Here is a 22,561-nt window from a genome sequence, read left to right as displayed (position 1 = left end):
GTTCATCTTCCGTTATTATGGATTTGTCCTTTCGCGGCTAAGGACGTTATCGGGAAATCGGAGATTACCCGATGCACGCCCATCGCCGAAAGTCTCTTGATTTCGTTATAGTCGTTGCAATTACCGATGATGAGCTCGGTACCTATCGCCTTGCACGCAGCCACCAGTGCAGCATCGATGTAAGCCGAGTTAATGGAGTAAAAGTCGGGCGTGAAACCGAGCCACTCCAAGTTGCTTTCCAATGTGGTTTTGGACTTGGCCAGAAAAGCCAGTTCGATGTCCGGGAACTTTCGGCGCAGCACTTGTAGTGTCCGCGGGTCAAAAGACTGCACGATGATCCGATCGCGGATACCTTTGGCCTCCACAACCTGCATCATCAGGTCTACAAACTCTTCAGGACCTGGGTGGTTCATTCCGTCATTTTTCGGATTCAGTTTTGTTTCGATGAAGTAACGCGGTACCGGCAACCCCTGTTCGGCGGCATACGTCTCTACCGAGTCGACCAACTCGCCCAGCAGTGGGATGTAGGCCGGGTATCTTTCCTGCTCGGGGAAATCAGGATTTGGCTTCATACCGATGTCGAACATACGGATATCGGCGTAATCCATTTGGTAGAGCACATGCTTCTCACCTCTCGCAATAGGAGTTCCGTCTGACTTCCTGACGATTTTTCGGTTCATCACCGCGTCATGGGTTACCATTACCTTTTTATCCCTGCTGATGGCTAGGTCAAACTCCAAGACCGCTCCATGGTACAGCGTTTTCTTCATCCCTTGAATCGTACTTTCGGGATGCAGGCCTCTAAACCCCCGGTGCGCAAAGACTTCCATCGAGGGCTGCCCAGTGGCCACTTGGCCGTACCCTAAGCAGCATACGGCAACGAGTAGCAGATTCCGCAACAGACGATTGGTTGATTTCATGCTCATCCTTTCACTTTAAATTCGCTGTTAAGCCCTCCCTATTAACGAACTGTTTGATGTCCTTTTTATCCTGTTTAAAAAAATCCCTCAACACGCCATTCATGATATCCACGTGATGATCTTCCACTTCGTGCGTTGCTCCTGCAATATGCGGAGTGGCCAACACATTGGGGTGTCTAATGAGGCGATAGTCCTTTTCATCGGGCGGTTCGTTGTAAAACACGTCCAATATTGCCCCACGAATCCGCCCATTCTCGATGACTTCCAACAACGCATCGCGATCGACCACCACGGCACGCGCGGTATTAACAAATATTGCATCTGCTTTCATCAACGCCAAGAGTTCAGCATCGATCATGCCCCGCGTCTCGGCCGTAACCGGCAGGTGTATCGCCACGACATCACTGGTACGGAAAAGTTCTTCCAGCGACTGCTTTTTATATAAGGGATCTTCAGCGGTGTAGAAAGGGTCGAAATACGTAATCTCGCAGGGAAATGTCTTCAGTATCTGAGCAATGGTTTGGCCCACCGCACCGAAACCGACCATCCCCACTTGTTTGCCCGCCAGTTCATTGCCTTTGAATTGCAGGTATGCCGTGTGTGCCCCCTCTCCCCATGCGCCCCTTTCAAGCCATTGGATGCTGTTCAGTGTTTTCCGTAAAAAAGTAATGGCGTTGGCAATGAACAGCTCGGCTACTGCCTGTGCATTACGTGCCGGTGTATTAAATACGGGTATCCCTTTTTGAGTGGCCACATCCACCGCCACATTGGAGGGGGTACCGCGGCATACGCCGATAAACGCTAACGTAGGGCAGGCCTGGATCACCGCCGCCGTTACTTCATCATGTTCCGTAATCAGTGCGTCCGCTTCCGACTCGCGCAGTAAATCGATGAGCTCGTCTGGTCGATAACCGTGTCCGTGGACTTTCCATGGCTTATAAATAATTTCTCCGAATAGCTGTGCCAACTCTTCCCTGCCCTTCTCGTGGTAAGGCGCTGTAACCAATATCCTCATTACAGAATGTTAAATGTATGATCGTTTTTCGTTTCTACGTCACTTATTTTCAACGGCCGGCATCGTGGGCTCCAAATCATCCGCTGCAGGTTTGGGCAAAGTGATAAATTTGGTAAGTACGGCACTGAGGAAGTATAGGCCCGCCAACACCCAAATCACCCCTTCGTCGCCGATTATGCCAATCAATACCCCTACGATGGCAGGGCCCACGAAAACCGGGAGACCTGCGCCAAGGTTTAGGATAGCCATTGCGGCTCCCTTGTCTTTTTTAACCAACGAAGGCACAAGGGCCGAAAGGGGAACATAGCCCGCCAGCAACCCACCCCAAAGCACACCGCAAGCCATCACCGCCCAGTAATCGCCACCGAACCACACCGGCGAGTAGAAGAAAAGCAAGGTCGTGAGGCCACACCCTACGCCGCCAAACCACATGATGGTATGCTGCCAACCCAGCCGATCGCCCACAAAACCGAAGATGAGGTTGAATGCAATATTACTCGTAAAGATGGTGCCCCATATCTGCAACCATTCTATGGTACTGAATCCGTGGGTGGCCATATAGATGGGCAGGAACACGGGGAAGGCAAACTGTGCGGTGGTATTAATAACGCGCACCAAACCGCCGATAAGCACTTTGGGCTCCTCTTTAACGATCGTTAGGCCCTTAAGCAATTCCTTCGCCTTCGAACCAGCATCGCCAACCGGCACGAACTTATCTTTATTCAAAACCAGTGCGAAAAAAGCACCTACCAGAACCCAGAAGATCGAACTCCATAGCGTGTTATGGTAACCCAACGCGTCGATGGCCCAGCTGGAATAGTAAGCCCCGAATACATTGAGTCCACCGGTAAATACAAACCAGAACCAGCCGACGGCACGGCCCAACTTACTTTGCGGTGTGCGGTACGTAATCCACACTAGAAATGAATACGCAAACAACGGATAAGCAAACCCTCGGATGGCATACGTAATCAGCATCACGGGGTAATCCAGGTTTTGCATCCCAAGACCAACGAATCCAATGGTTCCGATAATGTATAACAACAACCCCAGAAACATGGCCTTTCTAGGCCCGTACCCCTCGGCCAATACACCCGAAAACCATGATGAAATGGCGATGGTAATCCCGTATACAGTGAACAATAAGGCGGATTGCTGCATAGAAAGCCCATGTTCGATCAAGTAAGGGCTTAACCATCCTTGTTCCACACCATCGCCCATCATAAAGATGATAATGCCGAGATAGCCCCAAGCGAGCGGCTTAGGCAAGCCGGACTTCGAAAAGAAATCGGGCTTTTCAGTGTTGGTGGTTGTCATAAAAGTTTGAACTGATTAGTAATAACTTCATTAAAATCGGCTAAATATAAGAAATTACAATAAATTATAAATAATAATTAATGTTATTTAATTTTTTTAAACATCTTCAGAGAATCATTTTGGAACCCTATCGCCATATCACCTTACTTCTGCCCACCCCCCACTTCACCTGCCCCACCCCTTGCTTTCAGACTTTTATGGTCGAGGTGCAGGTTGACTGATAAGCGTTCGATGTAAATAATAATTGCTCTTTGAGGTCAATTTAATTTACATCTTGGTTTCATATATCCATAAAATCAGTTAACATTGCAAGGGGAAACGTTCGTTTTTGAATTTAAGGATAAGTCAACATGAAGAACATCACTAAACGACACCAGTTTATTTTAGAGCGGCTCAAGGACAAGGGACAAATCACAATCCCCGAGTTGATCGACCAAACGCGGGTGTCTGGCGTTACCATCCGGAAAGACCTTAAATTCCTGGAAGACAAAGGACTTATCTTTATCACACGTGGTGGCGCATCGTTGACCAATCCCTATACCATAGACCGCCCTATTATCGAAAAGGAAACCATCAACGCCGCGCAGAAGAAAAAAATCGCGCGGGCAGCCGTTAAACTCATTGGGCAAAACGATGCGGTCATTATCGGGTCGGGGACAACGGCCTTCGAATTAGCTCGCCAGTTGCAACCCGCCACCCCCCTCACCGTTATCACACCCGCCGTTAAGATTACGATGGAACTTTGCAATCGCCCGAACGTGGAGGTACTGCAATTAGGTGGCATTATCCGTACCAATTCATCGTCGGTAGCGGGTTCTTATGCCGAGTACATGCTCGATCGGGTATCGTGTGGCGTATTGTTCATCGGTGTGGATGGAATCGACCTCGATTTCGGGTTTTCAATAAGCAACCTCACCGAGGCTAATATCAACCAGAAAATGATCAATGCATCGCAAGTGGTGGTGGTATTGGCGGACAGTTCCAAATTTGGCAAACGTGGTATCGGCAAAATATGCGAGCTTGACCAAGTACAATACATCATAACCGATGCCGACGTCCCCGAAACACTTGTGAAAGAATTAGAGGAACAAGGGTTGAAAGTCATCGTTGCCCAATAAAACTCCGTGGTAACCTTGCTAGCCCTGACAAATTCACTCATGCCGACGCACCACCAGCACTTGGTCACCCTCTAGCAAAACGTATCCATATTCATAACAGAACCGGTACTGGGCACCCTCCACTGTCTCATTCATATCCGTGATGTAGTTGAAATTGAACCCTTCGTTGACCAACTCACGCCATTTTACCTTTCGGCTACCACGTGGACTAAGTGTCGCCAAGATTTTTCTATTTCGTTTGAGGATGTTATTTACCTTGCGGAGGTAGCCATTTTCACCGCTATTGCGCCTGTTGTTGTAATTGGCGCGGCAAGCATCGTCACAAAACTTCTTGTCGGCACGCCCGATGACGGGCTCACCACAGTCCATGCATTTTCTTTCCATAGGTAAGGGTTCCGTTTGACAACCATATGATGGTGCCCTAAAGGTAGGATTTTTTTTGTAAATACATTTCGTAGCTTTGCCATTCACACCGCACCATGCGCATACTTGTCATCCATAACTATTATCAGCATCCCGGCGGCGAAGATGTGGTTTTCGAGCAGGAAAAAGCCCTGCTCGCCACAACGGAAGAGGTTTTCTCGCTTACTTTTACTAATCGGAAGGGCTGGTACGGTGTATGGCAGACATTCTGGTCACCATGGAATATATGGGCAGGTATACGTGTGAAACGGGCCATCCAGCAGTATCAACCGGATATTGTCCATATCCATAACCTGCATTATGCCATTGGCCCCATCGCGATACGCATCGCTAAAAGCAGGAAGATACCCGTAGTGATGACGCTTCATAATTACCGCTTACTGTGTCCGTCGGCAACATTATACTATCAAGGTGAGGTCTTTACGGCCAGTCTGCGGGCAAACTTCCCTTGGGAGGCGGTGAAGAGAGGTGTGCATAGCCAATCCGTGTTGAAAACAGGGTGGCTAGCCGTTACCAACTGGGTTCACCGCAAGATAGGCACATGGCACAGGGTTGACCGATACATCACATTGACTGATTTTGCCAGGCAACTGTTCATAAACTCTTCGCTGGGTATAGCTGCAGAAAAATTCGTAACCAAACCTAATTTTTCTGCAGACAGTATGGGGATCGCTAGGCTACGAGGCCCTCATTTTCTCTTCGTCGGCCGCCTTACCGAAGAAAAAGGTATACACACCCTATTGGAAGCTTTTGCCGGCACCGAACATCCGCTACGGATTGCGGGCGATGGCCCGCTGAAAGACCACGTAGTGGAAATCGCCGAGACGTCGCCAAACATCACTTATCTCGGTAATTTGGCGCGTTCCGAGGTCGATCAGCAAATCGCCGAATGTTCTGCACTGGTCTTCCCATCCATTTGGTACGAGGGGTTGCCGATGACATTGATTGAGGCTTTCGCGGCTGGGACTCCCGTCATTGCCAGCGACCTCGGCGCCATGCAAAGCTTGGTACACGAAGGCAAGAACGGCTGGCGGTTTACCCCGAATGATTCCGCCGCCTTGCGCGAAAAAGTTGTCGAATGGCTACGTACAGACAAGTTGTATAGGGAACAGATGGGTCGCCACGCACGAGAAGAATACCTACAGCATTATACGGCTGCGCAAAACAAGAAAGAACTCATCGACTTAATGGCTAGCTTGCGCCTTCAGATCGACAAAAGTGCGCCGGAACGACGCCACTAAATCTGCATAACGGTCATTTGCCAGCTGGTTGTGGACTTCGCGGCGATCTGCTGAGAGATCGAAAAATTCTTCATACTGATGTTCGGGATACCTTATGTATTTGTAGTCTACCGAAACAACCGCTTCCGACACCGGGATTTGGGGTGAGCCGTAAAAACGATGCTCATAATAAAACTGTTCGCGCGTGGGTGTGCCACTGTTAATTGTTTGGGTGAGGTCCATCCCCTGCATAGCCATCGGAATGCTATCGGTGCTAATACCCGCCAACGAAAGGATGGTCGGTGCGATATCGATATTCAGAGCAATCTGCTCCAACATACGCCCCGGATTTGCGGTAGACTGCCGCGGATCGTAGATGATCAAAGGCACGCGGATCGATTCTTCGTGGGCAAACCATTTGCCTTCCAGCCCGTGTTCACCCAAGTAAAACCCATTGTCGCCCATGAAAATAATCACCGTATTCTCGTCGAGCCCATGGTCGCGCAATTGAACCATCAACTTCCCCACCTCTGCATCCATGCCCGAAATCAAGCGGTAATAGTCTTTCACTGACTCCTGATAGGTTTCGGGGTTTGAAAAGAATGTCTCCCACCGATATCGCGCGATGCTTTCGGGTGCCTTAAAAAATGCGGGCAGGCTATCCCAGTATTGCGGCTTCGCCGATTCGGGCACGGGCACCGCTGTGTCGTTGTACCAATCGGCAAACTCCTCTTGTACAACATACTTAGGTGGCCGTCCATCCAGTTCGTGCGGTGCTTTGAAGCTCACCGAAAGGCAAAAAGGTTGCGTGACAGTATCCTGCGTGGCCAGAAACCGGGCGATATCGCGGCCTATGCTATCGGTATGATGTACCGGAGCACCGTGAGCATCGTGATAAATATAAGGTGGCTGCCCTTCTTCCGTGCACGACCAAAAATCAAATCGGGTCGCCGGTGGGTGCTTCCCCACACCGAATTTTCCGATAAACCCCACACGGTATCCGTTGCGTTTCAATACCATCGGATAGGTTTGTTCAAACGCTTGGGGTGAAAAATCGGTACCGAAATCGTCGATACCATGTTTGGCCATGTATTGCCCGGCAAGTATACTTGCTCGACTCACCGCACAGATCGAGGTGGTGACATACGCGTGGTGGAATATATAGCCCCCTCGGGCCAACTTGTCGAGATTAGGCGTCCGAATGACGGCGTTTCCCATGCATCCCAACGCGTCCCAACGGTGGTCATCGGTCAGGATAAAAATAATGTTGGGGCGTTCCTTTGCATCATCCGAGCGACGACCTATACAACTGGCCCCGCCCAACATCACCAAAACGACTAACAGCAATTTCAGAAGGTTCGTTGATTTCACTACGTCTATGTTTGATATCATTCCAGCCTACCACTAGATTATGATTATGTATATCCGGCGGAAACCGCGATTAATTACCATTAGGCATTCAATGCCTTGCGAGCGAATTCAACGCATTTTGCTACTTCTTTCACGGCATCCGAACCGTCCGGTACGGGATACTCCAATTCAATCGTTGCAGGAAACTTATACTTATGGTCCGCCATCAGCTGCAGTGCTTCGGCAATCGGAGTATCACCCTCGCCCCATGGCAGGTTTGCGCCGCCATTAGCTTTCGATTTTCTGTCTTTCGTGTGCATGCTCACGATGTGCTGATGCTTAGCCTCTATAAACGGAATGGCCTCAAAACCTGCCGCCACGTAGTGTCCCATATCGAAGTTGATGGCATTGTAGGGCGATTGTGCGATGGACCCATCCCACATATCGAAAGTTTGTTGGGTATGCCCATGGTAGCCGACATACACCTTATTCCGCGCAGCAATACGGCCCAACCGTTGGGTATGCACCGGATCATTCGGAAACTCTACGTTCGCCTGGTTGGCCCCCAACGCTTTTGCGGCACGGAACGCATAATCGATCTCAGCATCGGTATTGTTCGCCCCCAGTGCGCTCGGTTTATAACCGTAGATACTCACGCCGGCCCTTTCATACAACTTCCGGAGCTGCTTAAACCGGTTCATCGGCACATTTGCCCGCCAATTGGCCAGTGTTTGGAAATACTCCGCCCGCGCAGCTTTGTCGGCCTCCTCGTTGCCTGTCCTGGCAGGTGCTTCGGGTGCACCGGCGAATGCTTCGGCAGCTGGCCCCATCAGTTCCACGGCGCTTACATTCGCATCTATGCAATAACGGAGTAAATCTTCCGCAGTACTCGGCATCGACCGGAAAGAATAGGTGATTACGCCGACCTGCACCCCCCTAAAGATGGAGTTGGGTTTGCCGAGGTCTCGTATATAGGCAGGCATGCCCCAAACGGGGGACGCCATCGCCGTCCCGATGGCCAGGGCCGAAGTGGACGCCAGGAATCGGCGGCGTGATATCGATATTTTTTCTTGTGTTTTCATTGCCTTGGCTTTATATTTCAGCTTCAAATAATCGGTATATCCATTATCAAAAATTCTTATAATCCCAGCCGTTGCGGTACGGGCGTCCTTTGAGCATATTGGCATATACATCATCGAACATTTCTTTTTTCGGGTTCCATTTCAGCGACCGCTGCAGCTCGTAGGCAATATTGATGGCATTGCACACCGATGCCGTACGGTGCCCGATTTCCACATCGGCCACGGGCTTGCCACGCTTCTTGATGGCATCTACCCAATCCTGGTAATGGTTGTCGGAGTGGTAGCCTTTTTTGTCGCTGGGCGTCATCTGCTGTTGGGCCAATCCGGCAGGCTCGGTATCGAGGAAACTCCGTGACACCTCGATTTTTCCTTCCGTCCCAATAAACTGGATAGCGTTGGGACGTCCCCATGCTTTGTGGTTCACGCGTACACCGTTGGCATAGGTGAAGTACAGGCCTTCAACAGCTCCGGGCCGGGCCGGCGGCACGAACGACACCGGGCCGGAATGGTCCATGTCCAGCGCCCACTGCACGATATCGAACATATGCGCCCCCCAATCGGTGATATATCCACCACCGAAGCCACGGTAGCCACGCCACCAAGCCCATTTATCTTCCTCAATGGGCGGCGAGAGGATGGGGTGGTACCCCCGGTAGAGCGACGGACCGACCCATCTATCCCAGTCTAAGTAATCGGGGATGGGCATGGACGGTAGGTCGCATTGTTTCACCGGCTCGCCTACGGACACGTTGATTTCTCTGATTGTGCCGATATAGCCATTGCGTACCAAGTCGGCTGCCTGCCGGAAGTTATACTGCGAACGTTGCATACTGCCGGTCTGAAGCACCCGTTTGTATTTCTTTACCGCATCCACCATGGCACGTCCCTCTTCGATGGTCAGTGCCAGCGGCTTTTCGCAATAAATATCCTTTCCCGCCTTCGCGGCGTCTATGACGTTCAATGCATGCCAATGGTCGGGCGTGGCCACTACCACGGCATCAATGTCCGTGCGGGCGAGCAGTTCTCGATAGTCAGCATACGATTCGACCGTGTGGCCAACTTTTGTGGCATTGAGCTTTGTCGACTCGCCGACGAACTTGGCGAGCTTCTTGCGGTCGACATCGCTGGCCGCCATTACCGTCGTCTCGGGCACCTTGCCGATATTATGCAATAATGTATATACTTGTTTGCCGGTACCGATATAACCCAGGTTGATGCGATCGCTCGGAGCGACGAAACCATTACCACCCAATACGTGGCGCGGCACAACCATAAACCCTGCAGCTGCTACCGCGCCTGTTTTCAGGAAGCTCCGGCGCGTAAAACCGAATATCTCTTTGTTATCCATTAATTTATAATTGTTCCTGTAATGTGCCTACATTTTCGCCCACCGGCAAACGATTGCAGTAGTTAAGCTATCACGCCTAAATGGGTATTGAAAACGAGGTATACAAACTTAGAGAAAGTGATTTCCAAATACAAGTTTGATTGTCTTTTTTATCCTTGGGAAGATTCGCGCCATCAACCCTATACCGGTGCAAGATACATACAGGGTGTGGGCAGCTGCACAGCCGGCTCGCCCGCAGCAGTACCACATCAATTCTTCAGCAACCGCTGGATCTCATCCAACTTCATCAGGGCTTCTACGGGCGTAAGGGTATTCACATCCAGATTATTGAGCATATCCCGGATTTTTACAAGGATGGGATCATCTATCGAAAACATCTGCAGCTGATAGGCTTGTTTCTGGATTTTCTTCATGCTGTCTTTGATGTGCTCGCCTCCGGTACGCTCCTGCTCAAGGCGCTTCAGGATCTCATTGGCACGTTGCAGCAACCTGGGAGGCATCCCAGCCAGTTTAGCTACATGGATACCGAAGCTGTGTTCACTGCCACCCGGCACCAGTTTACGGAGGAAAATCACTTTGTTTGCTACCTCCTTCACCGAAACATTAAAGTTTTTGATTCGTGGGAAAGAGGCGGCTAGCTCATTCAGCTCGTGATAATGGGTTGCGAAGAGTGTCTTTGCCCTCGCGGTAGGGTGGCCATGGAGGAATTCGGCAATGGCCCATGCGATGGATATACCGTCGTAGGTGCTGGTACCCCGTCCAATTTCGTCGAGCAATATAAGGCTACGCGCCGAAAGGTTGTTCATGATGCTCGCCGTCTCATTCATCTCCACCATAAAGGTCGACTCGCCAGAAGACAGATTATCGGAAGCGCCCACACGGGTGAATATCTTGTCGACCAACCCGATACGCGCTTCCTTGGCCGGCACGAAGCTACCCATCTGTGCCATGAGCACGATCAGGGCCGTCTGCCGCAGCAGGGCCGATTTACCCGCCATGTTGGGGCCCGTGATGATTATGATTTGCTGGGTATCATTATCGTGGAAAACATCGTTGGTAATGTAATCCTCATCTACCGGAAGGTGCTGTTCGATGACCGGGTGGCGGCCGCCTTTGATATCAATCGCGTTGCTCAGGTCGATCGTGGGCTTCACATAGTGATTCCGCTCCGCGATTATCGCAAAATTGAGCAGGACATCGAGCCTTGCCACGAGCTGAGCATTGAGCTGTATCGGTTTGATGTATTCGGCCACCGCGGCAACCAACTCGCCATACAACCGGGTTTCCAGCGCCTGTATTTTTTCCTCAGCTCCCAGTATCTGATCTTCATACGTTTTCAGCTCTTCGGTAATGTACCGCTCGGCATTGACCAGCGTCTGCTTCCGTACCCATTCGGCTGGCACCTTGTCTTTATGGGCGTTCGTCACCTCCAAGTAATAGCCGAAAACGTTATTAAAGGCTATCTTCAACGATGGAATGCCCGTGGTCTCGGCTTCGCGCTTTTGGATAGCAAGTAGATAGTCTTTCCCGCCGAATGCAATTTCGCGCAGCCTATCCAGTTCGTTGTCTACGCCATTGGCGATGACGTTCCCTTTGTTCACCGCGACCGGTGGCTCGGGCTGCAATTGTGTTTCGATGCGCTCGCGAATCAGCATGCAGGTGTTCAACTGGTCGGCAATGGTGTTGAGTGCGGATACTTCCACGTTACCGATGCGTGTTTTCAATCCCTCTATGGCATGCAGGGCCCGTTTCAATTGAACGACCTCCCGGGGGTTGGCCTTTTGCAGACCGATTTTACTGATGAGCCGCTCCAGGTCGCCGATTTGTTTGATTTCGCGGACCAACTCCGCGCGGAGGTCGGCATGTTTGTATAGGTAGTCGACCACTTCGAGCCGCTCGGTAATGGCTTTTTCATCTTTGAGCGGCATTACCATCCATCGTTTCAGTAGCCGTGCCCCCATGGGCGTAGCCGTCTGGTCCATTACATCTGCCAACGTAACGGCCTGTTCATTGGCCGAGGCCACCAACTCGAGGTTGCGGATGGTGAACCGATCGAGCCACATATAGCGGTCTTCCTCAATACGCGAAATGGTCGAAATATGCTGTAGGTTGCGGTGTTCGGTTTCGTTGAGGTAGTGCAATGCCACCCCTGCCGCCACAATACCCAGCGGTAACCGGTCTACACCAAATCCCTTGAGCGACTTAACGTCGAAGTGCTTGAGCAGGGTTTCGGCAGCATAGTCTCCCGAATATGTCCATTCATCAAGCGTATAGGTATAGAACTGACTTCCGAACTGTTCGACAAACGTCTTGTATTGACGTTTGCCCATGATCACTTCCGTCGGCTTGAAGCCCTGGAGCAGCTTATCGATGTAGGCCGGAGTACCCTGGGCCACGAGGAACTCGCCCGTGGAGATATCGAGAAACGATACGCCCACCGATTGCTTATCGAAAAAAATGGATGCCAGGTAGTTGTTAGATTTCTGTTGGACGATATTGTCGTTGTATGATACACCTGGCGTTACCAGCTCGGTCACTCCCCGCTTTACGATGGTCTTGGTGGTCTTTGGATCTTCCAACTGATCGCATATGGCCACACGCTGGCCAGCACGCACCAATTTCGGCAAGTAGGTTTCGAGGGAATGGTGGGGGAAGCCCGCCAACGCTGTTTCCGACTCGCTTCCGTTGCCGCGCTTAGTGAGTACGATGCCCAGAATACCGGCGGCCTTGATGGCGTCCTCACCGAACGTCTCGTAAAAATCGCCCACACGGAAAAGCAACAACGCCCCAGGATATTTCACCTTGATGGCGTTGTATTGTTGCATCAATGGAGTTTCTTTCTTCGCTGCCTTTGCCACCATCCAATTTTTGAGTGGCGGTAAAAATAGGATTAATGAGGCGCTTTGGCAAGTTTCTATTCGTATATTCGCATCACAGCGACTATGGCAGCCAAACGAAAACGTAAAAGAAAGCGGTTAAGGAAAATCAATGTTATCCCCTCCATCCGGAACGCGTACCTGAGATGGGCGTTACGGGTACTCTTCTATTTCCTTGCCGTCACCATCTGCTGGGTTATCCTGCTCCGTTTCATTAACCCGCCCATCACTTGGCTGATGGTGCAACGCGGCATCGAACGAAAAGCCGACGGTAAGGAATGGAAGATAACAAAGCAATGGGTACCGTACAACGACCTATCGGATAACCTGAAGCGTGCAGCCATTGCTGGGGAAGATGCCCGTTTTATGAAACATTGGGGGCTCGACCGCGAGGCCATTGCTGACGCTTACCAACGCAATAAAGAAGGTGGCCGGCTGCGGGGCGGAAGTACGATCAGCCAGCAAACCGCCAAGAATGTATTCCTGTGGCCCCGCCGATCGTGGATAAGGAAGGGCTTCGAAACTTATTTTACGTTATTAATCGAATTATTCTGGAGCAAAAAACGGATTCTTGAAGTGTACCTTAATGTGATTGAAACCGGCGACGGGCTATACGGCGTAGAAGCTGCTACCCAGCATTACTTCGGCAAGTCGGCACAAAGCCTCACCAAGCGCCAGGCAGCCTTGATCGTAGCGGTGCTACCCAACCCACGGCGTTGGTCGCCGGCAAAACCGACTGCCTTCATCAATCGGAAGGCCAATACCATTGTGCGGTATATGGGGCACAGTGAAGCACCGTAATCACGCTTTCGGAAAAAATTAAGCTTATCTATTCTTCTTCATATTCGATTACGGGCTTTCCTCCTATACATGCCACTACACCCGTAGGCTGTTTTGTTAGCCTAGCCTCGGATAGGGTTCCTTGCTGGCGGCCTCCCATAATCGGTACACCAATATGTTATAATCGGAGAATATATTCCGGCTCATCAGACCCCAGGCCATGCACAACCTCAACCCCCATTGCTTGCTGGCTAGCGGTACAACTTACCGTATCCTTGTAGTGCTGTATTTTCACATGCAGATCCTCCACTATTTCCCGGGCTTCCTCCATCGGCAAGTTGCTTATAGTATAAACCAGCAGTCTGTTGTCTTCGCAGGCTATAGTAATTGGCTGTGGGGTCGGGCCGAATAACGGAGCCACTAACGATTGTGCTACATTACGCAACGCATTATCACGTAGCGCGCCTTACAAAAACACATCCGCGTGCCAGCTTTCTTTCATTGGCACCTCCCAATGGGTCTCCAATTCGGGATACGATGTGATCAGGTTGTTGAACACGATGGTATCTCCGGTTACTTCCCCTTCTGCAATAAGCTGCTCAAATTCACGGCGCTGGGCGACTGCGATCCGATTATCCTTTCGGTAAGCCATCTGCAGGCGGTCGAAGAGATTCAGGCCGGTTTCTTTTTCGATTTCTTTGAGCAAGTACACGGATTTATCGATGGAACACCCCGTCGGTGGCGCAATAGCATCATCCACCATCAGAATGATGAAGCGATCATAACGGACTTCCGCTTTTGCGGCCAATGGCCGGCCATGCGCCTTCCATTCGACTGTGAAAAGCTTCAATTTGTCCAGTACTTTTGCTTTATCGGCGGCGGTCAGTTCCCGATCGGCTTGATATATCCAAATGCGTTCCATCGCACAAAGTTACTATTTAAGCGTAATACGGTGAAATCATCAGATAAACTACCACGCCCGAAACCGCTACATACAGCCAAAGGGGAAATGTGTACTTAGCGAGCTTCCGATGCCGCGCGAAGTCGCCCGACAACCCGCGGACAAACGTAATCAACACGAACGGGATGACAACGACGGAAAGCAGGATATGCGTAATCAAGATAAAGAAATACACATAGCGGATGGTACCTTCACCACCGTAAGGGGTTGACTCGGCCGTCATGTGGTAGGCCACATACATCAGTAAGAATGCTGCCGAGCAACCGATGCATATTTTCACCAAGGTTTCGTGTACCTTGCGTTTCCCGTTTTTTATAGCTATTACGGCAGCTACCAAAAGTACGGCCGTCAACCCATTGATGGTGGCATAAATAGGAGGCAAAAAGGTCAATGGTTTTACCTCATACCCCAAGTCCCGTAAATTTACGCCAAACAAGATGGCCACAACCACCGGGATGGCAACAGAAAGTATGATAATCCACCTATTGTATTTTCGCTCGACTCCGTCAACCATGTCAAAAATCTAAAATCGTAAATCTAATATGGGCTCGACTCCCTAATCTCCTGAACCAACAGTAATTTAAGTTCATCAATCAAGCGGTCCACTTCTTTCCTTCGATTCACATCGTAGTATCCACGTATGCGCCGTTTCGAATCTACCAATATCAATGATGAACTATGGATGAAATGTGCATCGCGCGTAGTATCTCGCACGGCATCGACTAGGAACCCCTTCCGCGCGATATCATACACGTCATGCCCTCCAGCGGTGAGGAACTGCCATTTCTTGGTTGCAGGCCGGTACGTGTCCGCATAGGCCCGCAGGACTTCAGGAGTATCATAAGCTGTGTCTACGGTGATGGTATAAAAATTCACCATATCATTCTTGGCAAAACGCTCAGCCACCCGGTTCATCTCATCATTCATATGCCGGCAGAAAGTGGAACAGCGCGTGTAGAAAAAATCGACCACCGAGATTGTTGTATCGTCGCCCAATACCAAAACAGATTGCCCGTCCTGGTTGGTCAGCGAAAAAGGTTCAATCTGGTGGAATAGGGTATCGGGTACTTGCTTGCCCATCCTGTTGGTGAATGTACCCGTCAGTGTCTTTTCGCCGAAGATAGGCAGGTTCTGATAGCGGTTCTCCCCTTTTCTTTCCAGCAGAAAATATAAAAATCCTGGCAGGATCAAGATAACTGCCAGGATTAAGATTTTCTTTATACCGCCGGAATTCGCAGTGCTTGTCATTGCGGATTGGCCCAGTGGGGGAACGGATTGTAATGGGTATTGAGGTATCCGCCCTCGGTAAGCATCAGTGCGATAAAGTAAATGATCAAGATGAAGGTAATGGCAATAGACGTAATGAAGCCAAATGTCTCAAACTTCAGGTGCATGAAGTAGGCCACGATGTAATACGCTTTCAGCAATGTAAGGGCAATGTACACGATATTCACGCCGAGGCTCTTTTCGACCACGCCTCCATGTACCAACACCAATGCAATGAAAAACTCGAGTGCCGTAAGTGCAAGCAGATAAAAGAACACCCGCCAAATCTTGCGTTTGGTCATGCCTTCGTGGTGCTGCCCCTCGGCGTGTTCTACTGTATGTTCTTGAGTAGCCATAATTTCAATAACTGCTTTAACTGTTTATACCAAATAAAAGAATGTAAATACAAATACCCATACCAAATCCACAAAGTGCCAATAAAGCCCAACTTTCTCAACCATCAGGTAACTACCCCGGCGTTGGAACGTGTTGGCCAATGTCATACCGAGAATAATGATGTTCAACAGGATGCCAATGGAAACGTGGAAACCGTGGAAACCGGTGATGGTAAAAAAGAGGTTTGCAAATTGCTGTGCGGACACCTCGGAAATGTCTTTCGTAAAATATGGCGCTAAGGTGACATCCGGCGAAACGCCTTCCTGGAATGGGATACTGCCCCACCAGAAACCTTGGTGATGCAAGTGACTCCACTCCAAGGCTTGGCAGCCGATAAACATCAAACCGCCGATGATGGTGGCAATCATCCAACCGACAACTTCCTTTTTCGAGTTGCGGTGACCGGCCTCTACCGCCAGTACCATCGTTACCGAACTCATAATGAGAATAAACGTCATGATCCCCACAAACACCAACGGGTAACCATAGTCTGCTATAAATGGGATAGACTGGAACACCTTATCCGGATCGGGCCACGTCATGTGGGCGAACCGTTGCGAGCCATAGTAGATCAAAAAAGCGGAAAACGTAAATGCATCGGACGTAAGGAAAAACCACATCATGATCTTGCCGTACTCCACATTGAAAGGCGATCTACCACCGTTCCATCGTCCGGTTTTTACCTTATCTAATTCCGTTACAGTTGTACTCATTGTTCAGTATTATTGGTTCAAAAGTAAAAAAACATAAATATAAATCCACAAAAAGCCTAGAAAATGCCAGAATAGGGTGGCTAGATCCATCCGAAAGACATTATTCACTTGATTGACCCCTCGGATACGTCCCACCAATGCACGAGCCAACACGATGACTCCCGCAAGAATGTGTGCGAGGTGCATACCGGTAAAAATGTAAATGAACGATTGTGATGCATTGTTATTTACAAACACAACCCCTCTACTTGTCAATACACCCCAAGCATACACTTGGACAACAAAAAAGCCAATCCCCAAAAGAAGTGTTGCCGCAAGCAGTAATTTCTGTTGAGCAAAACGGGTCTTCTTGGCAGCCACATAGGCAAGCTGCATCGTCACACTACTTACAACAATCAATAGCGTACTGTAAACAAATGCTTGGGGCAATATCGTTTTGATGCCCCGGTCCAATCCCCCGGCTGTATATACGATAAAACCACTCGAGAGCGCGGCAAACATCATAAACATGCCAATCATGCCTAGCCAAAGGTTGAATTTTTTCGCTTTCTGCTGTGCTAGATCTTCCTTATTTTGGGTATAGTGTACCATGGCTATCATAACGCTACAAAATCAAACAGTAATACCAATTGGATGACCGGCAAATAGAAAAAGGACGTAAACATCACCTTTCGGGCCGAAGCCAAATCGCATTTTATGAATAGCTTAAAGCCGTACCAACTGAACAGCAGGGCTCCTGCCAACGACACCAGTGAGACCGTCAAACCTCCGAACCCGAAATAGTAGGGAAGTAAACTCACGGGAATCATCAACAAAGTCGAGAATAGGACCATGAATGCCGACACTTTGTCGCGCCGCGTGGTCGGCAACAACCGAAAGCCTGCTCGCTTATAATCATCGTCCAGTACCCATGCAATGCCCCAGAAGTGGGGGAACTGCCATACGAATTGAATGGCGAACAAAACTAAGGGGATGACGACTATCGCCGCGGCGTTGGTTTGGCTATATGCAGCCAGATCATTCTGACTGAACGCTGCATAGTAACCAATCAGTGGTGGAAGCGCCCCAGGGAAAGCTCCGACAAATACGGCAATTGGCGACTTCCGCTTCAATGGCGTATAGATAAAAGCATAAAGGATGATGGAAAAAACCGACAGGACGCCAGCCATGAAATTGAGCGTCACCAATGTGTATGTCCCTGCAATCCCCATTAGAAGACTCAACACCAGCGCTTGGCCCGTCGTCATCCTCCCGGCCGGAATCGGCCTATCTGCCGTACGTTTCATCAGCTTGTCCAAATCGCGCTCGATAATCTCGTTGAAGCCATTTGCCGAACCGGTAACCAGAAAGCCACCCAACGTCAATATCAACCAGTTGATCCAATTGATATCACCTTGCTGTTTACTGCCAATCAGGAATGCGATGGATGCAGAAAACACCACCGTCATGGTCAGTCGCATTTTGACCAATTTCTTCAGGTCGTCTACGAACTGCATCACTTCTGCGAGCATCGCTCCCCGATGTTGCTTATGTACAACGACATTCCCTCCGTGCTTTTTGGCTTGCATGTCATTATCCGATATATTCATTCACTCTCCTTCAAACTATAAAATGTTCTTTCGCGACACCGTACTTAACAATAGTACCAAATAATACTGTGTGCCGAACAACAAACAAGCCACCATCAAATGGACAGTTTGTGCGTACGCGGGCATGCCAAAATAAGCTAGTACCAATGCGCTCACTAACTGCAATCCGAGCAGTAAGAGCAACAGATTGGTAAACCTGCTTTGGTGGGTGTTGGCGGCAAACCGCGAACGCACCACAAAGAACAGTGCAATGATGGCAATACTCGACACCCAAGCCAAGCTACGATGGAGCTCAAACACTTGGCTGACCTGCTCCAGCCACCCGCCCCTGTCGGGCCAACTGTCCGATGATGCTATCATATCAATCTCTTCCCGCACCCCCGTGCCAATGGCCACCTGCAATACAATGATCAATAGGGAAAAAACCGCAAGCGGCTTAATCCAACGAGAAGTGTGATTGATCAGCAGATCTTTGTCGCGCACTGATCTAACCTTGAAATAGGTGTAGATACTAATGCCTAAAATGACAAGTGCCAATAGCATGTGTACCGTAATAATCCAAGGCATCAAGTTGGTGGATACGACAATCGATCCCAACCAGGCCTGATAACCAAGAACGAGTACATTGATCACACTCCAAACGAAAATGGATCGCTTTGTTTTAAAGAACGTAATGGAGCATATCGCGGTAAGCAGCACCAAGATCCCGGTAATCGCTCCCACCAATCGATTGACATATTCTGTCCATGTTTTCGCCGCGTTGAACTCCTCATGTTGCAAGATACTCTCGTCGTGCCTGATACGGTCAGCCAGCTCCTTATTGCCGAACCGTTCCAACATGTTCGCAAAACGTTCATTCTTCGCCTTCCGCCCCGCAATGTATTTTTCCTCAAATCCGGGTGGTAATTGCGACTCATCCGTAGGCGGTACCAACCGATCAAAACATTTTGGCCAGTCTGGACAACCCATTCCCGAACCCGTGCTCCGAACGATACCGCCGGCCAGAATTACCAGGAATATCGAAACAATCGCTATCTTGTTAACCCTTAAAAACCGTCGTTCAGCGGGTGGCAGCATGTCCGCTTATTCTGTTTCCTTCTCCGTTTGGGGGCTGTTTGCCAACTCCCATTCCCGTTGGATGCGTTCAGCTTCAGGATTCCCCTCAAAATCATGGGGCAGGTTTGAACTCATCGTTTCAGAGAACGGAACCGTCTGTGGAATGAAATCCTCATGATGCCCTGGCTTGCTGTAATCGTATGGCCAACGATAAACCGTCGGAATTTCTCCGGGCCAATTGCCGTGGATATGTTTCACTGGTGTTGTCCATTCCAATGTATTGGAGCCCCATGGATTCTGCGGCGCAACCTTGCCAAATTTCATGGACGTGAAGAAATTCCAAAGGAATGCGATCTGTCCCAAGCCAGCGATAATCGCCGACCAGGTGATGAATACGTTTACAGACATCCATTTCTCCATAAACGGAAACTCAGTGAACGCATAATACCTACGCGGCACACCATCAATCCCCATAAAGTGCATGGGGAAAAACACGAAATAAGCCCCTACAAACGTGAGCCAAAAATGAAGATATCCAAGCTTTTCGTTCATCATCCGTCCAAACATCTTAGGATACCAATGGTAAACGCCACATAACATACCGAAGATTGACGCTGAACCCATCACGAGGTGGAAGTGGGCGACGACAAAATAAGTATCATGTAAATTGATATCTAACGCAGAGTTACCCACATACAAGCCCGTTAAACCACCCGAAATGAAAAACGATACCATCCCTATCGCGAATAGCATGGCAGGTGTAAAGCGAATATTCCCCCGCCATAAGGTAGCAAGGTAATTGAACGACTTAACTGCCGAAGGTACCGCAATAATCAAAGTGGTAATCATAAACACACCGCCTAGGAAAGGGTTCATACCCGTCACGAACATATGGTGTCCCCAAACGATGAATGACAATACTGTAATACCCACCAACGAGTAAACCATTGCATGGTAACCAAAGATCGGTTTACGGGAATTTGTTGAAATTACTTCCGATGTGAGACCGAGCGCTGGCATTAACACAATATACACTTCCGGGTGGCCTAAAAACCAGAACAGGTGCTGGAATAAGATAGGGCTACCACCCTCATTGGGCAGGATCTGCCCTTGAATAACCAGATCCGATAAGTAAAAGCTTGTACCAACGCTACGATCGAAGAAAAGCAACACAACGGCAGAAACCAATACGGGGAATGAAAGTAATCCAACAATCGCCGTGAGAAAAAATGCCCAAATGGTTAACGGCATTTTCCATAAATCCATCCCCTTCGTACGCAAATTCAATATCGTACTGATATAGTTGGTTCCACCGAGCACCTGCGATATGATAAACATCACCATGCTAACCAACCACAAGGTCATCCCGAGGCCGGAGCCGCTGATGGCTTTCGGTACCGCTGAAAGCGGTGGATAAACCGTCCACCCAGCACTCGCTGGCCCACTCTCGACAAAGAACGACGATATCATCACCACGCAGGCCCCAAAGAAGAACCAATACGAAAGCATATTCATAAAGGGGGATGCCATATCCCTTGCGCCCAATTGATAGGGAATCAGCAGATTACTGAAAGTGCCACTGAGTCCAGCTGTGAGCACGAAGAATACCATAATGGTACCATGTATCGTCACCAACGCCAAGAAAAATTCCGGGTTGATACGACCACCTTCGGCCCATTTACTACCCAAAAATACTTCCAAAATAGGGAATTCTTTGTCGGGCCAAGCCAATTGGAGCCTAAACAATATGGATAGAATCATGGCAAAAACGGCCATGATGATCCCAGTAATCAGAAATTGCTTCGCAATCATTTTGTGGTCCTGACTAAATACATATTTAGTCCAAAACGATTCATGGTGATGCCCATGTTCAGCGTGGTGTTCTAGACCATGTGCATCTGCGCTTACTATATTTGACATATCTGTGTATTAAATACGTTATTCCCTCGATCCTTAGTTCGTTTGAGCCAATAAGTTGGCATCTTCCTCATCCTTATCCTTATCGGCCTGAGACAATTGAAACTCTTTCCGCAAATCTTCGGTAAAGAAATACGGCTGCTCATTCAGCCAAGCCTGATATTCTTCTTCAGTAACCACCCTTACTTTCTTCTGCATGTTGTAATGGCCACCACCACATATCTTATTGCATAACATCACGAAGTCGTAATTATAATCGCCCATCTTATCGCGCATCTCTTCGGTAGTCATCGTCGCTGTAAACTGAAAATAAGTCTTCATGCCCGGCACGGCGTTCATCTGCACCCGGAAATCTGGAATAAAGAAACTATGCAAGATATCCTTTGACCCAATCTGGAAACGAACGGGCTTATTCACAGGAATGACGATTTCACTTCCCAATTGATCATCCCAACTGTTCTTATCATTGAAATCAATACCCAAGCCATTTAGCGGCGTCGTAAGTCGGTAGTCCCGCTCGCCAATTTTGCCATCACGACCCGGATAGCGCACTGTCCAAGCAAACTGTTCACCAACCACCTCGATAAGGATTGCCTCCTTTTGGTCTTCCTCAGAAACATTGGTAATCGATCGCCAAGTGAAAAAACCGAAAAGCACGAGGATTGTCAATGTTACCGCTGGCACAATGGTCCATATTTTCTCCAGCGTATTGTTGTGGGGATAAAAGTAAGCCTTTCGCTTGGGCCGGGCACGGTAAATATAAGCAAAAGAGAACATGGCTATATGCATGACGACCAATACCACGGTAATTATTACCGTGGTAATAATAAACATCGTATCGATACGTGCTCCGTGCTCCGTTACCGCAGCCCGGAAAGACTGGGCTCCATGATGTGCGTATGACCAATAGACGCCATATAAGCCCAATATAAGTGCAATGATAAATAATTTGGCGTTGAAATTGCGCGCATAATAGGTTGTATCCTTCCCGTTGATTCGTCGGGTCAATTCATACACTTGGATGATTTTACCAATCACACCAACCAACACGCAAATCAGGAGTACCAACAAAATGCCATAAAAGAAATTCATGTACACTTGAGGGTCGATATTGGAACCGGTCTCTTCCGCCGCTGCGACAGCCGCGGAGCCGCCTGCAGATGTTGAAGGTGCCGCCGCCGCGGTATCGGCGACCGCCGCTGATGTATCAACCG

The 22,561-nt window shown here is 49.3% G+C and carries 22 protein-coding genes; 3 read left to right on the top strand and 19 right to left on the bottom strand.

Annotation, left to right across the window (positions count from 1 at the left end; genetic code table 11):
- Positions 1 to 2 precede the first annotated feature (2 nt).
- From ACO1NT_RS17390 to ACO1NT_RS17380, 3 genes are read right to left on the bottom strand one after another with little or no spacing between them, the layout of a single operon-like run.
- Positions 3 to 920 carry a glycerophosphodiester phosphodiesterase family protein gene (locus ACO1NT_RS17390; RefSeq protein WP_326324883.1) on the bottom strand — a complete coding sequence of 306 codons (918 nt, stop codon included), beginning with the start codon at positions 918 to 920 and terminating at the stop codon, positions 3 to 5.
- Between the two features lie 10 nt (positions 921 to 930).
- Entirely contained in the window at positions 931 to 1,935 is a 1,005-nt protein-coding gene (locus ACO1NT_RS17385; protein ID WP_449050010.1) for a 2-hydroxyacid dehydrogenase, read from the bottom strand.
- Between the two features lie 39 nt (positions 1,936 to 1,974).
- Positions 1,975 to 3,252: an MFS transporter gene (locus tag ACO1NT_RS17380; protein WP_449050009.1), complete on the bottom strand. Its 1,278-nt coding sequence runs from the start codon at positions 3,250 to 3,252 to the stop codon at positions 1,975 to 1,977.
- A gap of 350 nt (positions 3,253 to 3,602) precedes the next feature.
- Between ACO1NT_RS17380 and ACO1NT_RS17375 the strand changes: the two genes are divergently transcribed.
- Positions 3,603 to 4,370, top strand: a complete 768-nt coding sequence (locus tag ACO1NT_RS17375; RefSeq protein WP_449050008.1) for a DeoR/GlpR family DNA-binding transcription regulator — start codon at positions 3,603 to 3,605, stop codon at positions 4,368 to 4,370.
- Positions 4,371 to 4,403: 33 nt separating this feature from the next.
- Here ACO1NT_RS17375 and ACO1NT_RS17370 read toward each other — a convergent pair whose 3' ends face one another.
- Positions 4,404 to 4,754 (bottom strand): hypothetical protein, encoded by a 351-nt coding sequence (locus ACO1NT_RS17370; RefSeq protein ID WP_449050007.1) that lies wholly within the window; start codon positions 4,752 to 4,754, stop codon positions 4,404 to 4,406.
- A gap of 95 nt (positions 4,755 to 4,849) precedes the next feature.
- On the opposite strand from ACO1NT_RS17370, the gene ACO1NT_RS17365 reads away from it, so the two are divergent.
- Positions 4,850 to 6,034: a glycosyltransferase family 4 protein gene (locus tag ACO1NT_RS17365; protein ID WP_449050006.1), complete on the top strand. Its 1,185-nt coding sequence runs from the start codon at positions 4,850 to 4,852 to the stop codon at positions 6,032 to 6,034.
- On the opposite strand, the gene ACO1NT_RS17360 is transcribed toward ACO1NT_RS17365, so the two are convergent.
- The 4 genes from ACO1NT_RS17360 to mutS form a co-directional block, all read right to left on the bottom strand.
- The gene (locus tag ACO1NT_RS17360) at positions 5,978 to 7,384 is read right to left on the bottom strand and encodes a sulfatase family protein (protein WP_449050005.1); all 1,407 of its coding nucleotides are present in this window, start codon (positions 7,382 to 7,384) and stop codon (positions 5,978 to 5,980) included. The two genes, ACO1NT_RS17365 and ACO1NT_RS17360, sit on opposite strands and share 57 nt — an antisense overlap.
- An 80-nt stretch (positions 7,385 to 7,464) precedes the next feature.
- Positions 7,465 to 8,445 (bottom strand): sugar phosphate isomerase/epimerase family protein, encoded by a 981-nt coding sequence (locus ACO1NT_RS17355; RefSeq protein ID WP_449050004.1) that lies wholly within the window; start codon positions 8,443 to 8,445, stop codon positions 7,465 to 7,467.
- A 46-nt stretch (positions 8,446 to 8,491) separates the two neighbouring features.
- Entirely contained in the window at positions 8,492 to 9,793 is a 1,302-nt protein-coding gene (locus ACO1NT_RS17350) for a Gfo/Idh/MocA family oxidoreductase (RefSeq protein ID WP_449050003.1), read from the bottom strand.
- Positions 9,794 to 10,041: 248 nt separating this feature from the next.
- On the bottom strand, positions 10,042 to 12,651 hold the full coding sequence (mutS, locus tag ACO1NT_RS17345; RefSeq protein WP_449050002.1) for a DNA mismatch repair protein MutS: 2,610 nt from the start codon (positions 12,649 to 12,651) through the stop codon (positions 10,042 to 10,044).
- An 84-nt stretch (positions 12,652 to 12,735) separates the two neighbouring features.
- On the opposite strand from mutS, the gene mtgA reads away from it, so the two are divergent.
- Positions 12,736 to 13,470 (top strand): monofunctional biosynthetic peptidoglycan transglycosylase, encoded by a 735-nt coding sequence (gene mtgA / locus ACO1NT_RS17340; RefSeq protein ID WP_449050001.1) that lies wholly within the window; start codon positions 12,736 to 12,738, stop codon positions 13,468 to 13,470.
- A 157-nt stretch (positions 13,471 to 13,627) separates the two neighbouring features.
- Here mtgA and ACO1NT_RS17335 read toward each other — a convergent pair whose 3' ends face one another.
- The 11 genes from ACO1NT_RS17335 to ACO1NT_RS17285 form a co-directional block, all read right to left on the bottom strand.
- Positions 13,628 to 13,780 (bottom strand): hypothetical protein, encoded by a 153-nt coding sequence (locus tag ACO1NT_RS17335; RefSeq protein WP_449050000.1) that lies wholly within the window; start codon positions 13,778 to 13,780, stop codon positions 13,628 to 13,630.
- Between the two features lie 135 nt (positions 13,781 to 13,915).
- Positions 13,916 to 14,371 (bottom strand): ABC transporter ATPase, encoded by a 456-nt coding sequence (locus ACO1NT_RS17330; RefSeq protein WP_449049999.1) that lies wholly within the window; start codon positions 14,369 to 14,371, stop codon positions 13,916 to 13,918.
- A gap of 16 nt (positions 14,372 to 14,387) precedes the next feature.
- Positions 14,388 to 14,924: a DUF420 domain-containing protein gene (locus ACO1NT_RS17325; RefSeq protein ID WP_449049998.1), complete on the bottom strand. Its 537-nt coding sequence runs from the start codon at positions 14,922 to 14,924 to the stop codon at positions 14,388 to 14,390.
- Positions 14,925 to 14,947: 23 nt separating this feature from the next.
- Complete coding sequence (locus ACO1NT_RS17320) at positions 14,948 to 15,658, bottom strand: SCO family protein (RefSeq protein ID WP_449049997.1); 711 nt, start codon at positions 15,656 to 15,658, stop codon at positions 14,948 to 14,950.
- Positions 15,655 to 16,032 carry a cytochrome C oxidase subunit IV family protein gene (locus ACO1NT_RS17315; RefSeq protein ID WP_449049996.1) on the bottom strand — a complete coding sequence of 126 codons (378 nt, stop codon included), beginning with the start codon at positions 16,030 to 16,032 and terminating at the stop codon, positions 15,655 to 15,657. Before ACO1NT_RS17315 ends, ACO1NT_RS17320 begins: the two co-directional genes overlap by 4 nt.
- A 24-nt stretch (positions 16,033 to 16,056) precedes the next feature.
- Positions 16,057 to 16,785, bottom strand: a complete 729-nt coding sequence (locus ACO1NT_RS17310; RefSeq protein ID WP_449049995.1) for a cytochrome c oxidase subunit 3 — start codon at positions 16,783 to 16,785, stop codon at positions 16,057 to 16,059.
- Between the two features lie 9 nt (positions 16,786 to 16,794).
- Positions 16,795 to 17,385: a cytochrome c oxidase subunit 3 gene (locus ACO1NT_RS17305; protein WP_449049994.1), complete on the bottom strand. Its 591-nt coding sequence runs from the start codon at positions 17,383 to 17,385 to the stop codon at positions 16,795 to 16,797.
- Entirely contained in the window at positions 17,382 to 18,296 is a 915-nt protein-coding gene (gene cyoE / locus ACO1NT_RS17300) for a heme o synthase (protein WP_449050052.1), read from the bottom strand. Before cyoE ends, ACO1NT_RS17305 begins: the two co-directional genes overlap by 4 nt.
- A 93-nt stretch (positions 18,297 to 18,389) precedes the next feature.
- On the bottom strand, positions 18,390 to 19,451 hold the full coding sequence (locus tag ACO1NT_RS17295) for a COX15/CtaA family protein (protein WP_449049993.1): 1,062 nt from the start codon (positions 19,449 to 19,451) through the stop codon (positions 18,390 to 18,392).
- Between the two features lie 6 nt (positions 19,452 to 19,457).
- A complete protein-coding gene (locus ACO1NT_RS17290; RefSeq protein ID WP_449049992.1) occupies positions 19,458 to 21,350 on the bottom strand; it encodes a cytochrome c oxidase subunit I in 1,893 nt (630 codons plus the stop codon).
- 33 nt (positions 21,351 to 21,383) lie between these two features.
- Positions 21,384 to 22,561, bottom strand: a 1,178-nt coding sequence (locus ACO1NT_RS17285) for a cytochrome c oxidase subunit II (protein ID WP_449049991.1), incomplete at its 5' end; no start/stop codon positions are given.

It is taken from the genome of Parapedobacter sp. (assembly GCF_053550995.1).
Note: the sequence above shows the minus strand (reverse complement) of the source record. Positions and strands in the feature narration are given on the sequence as shown.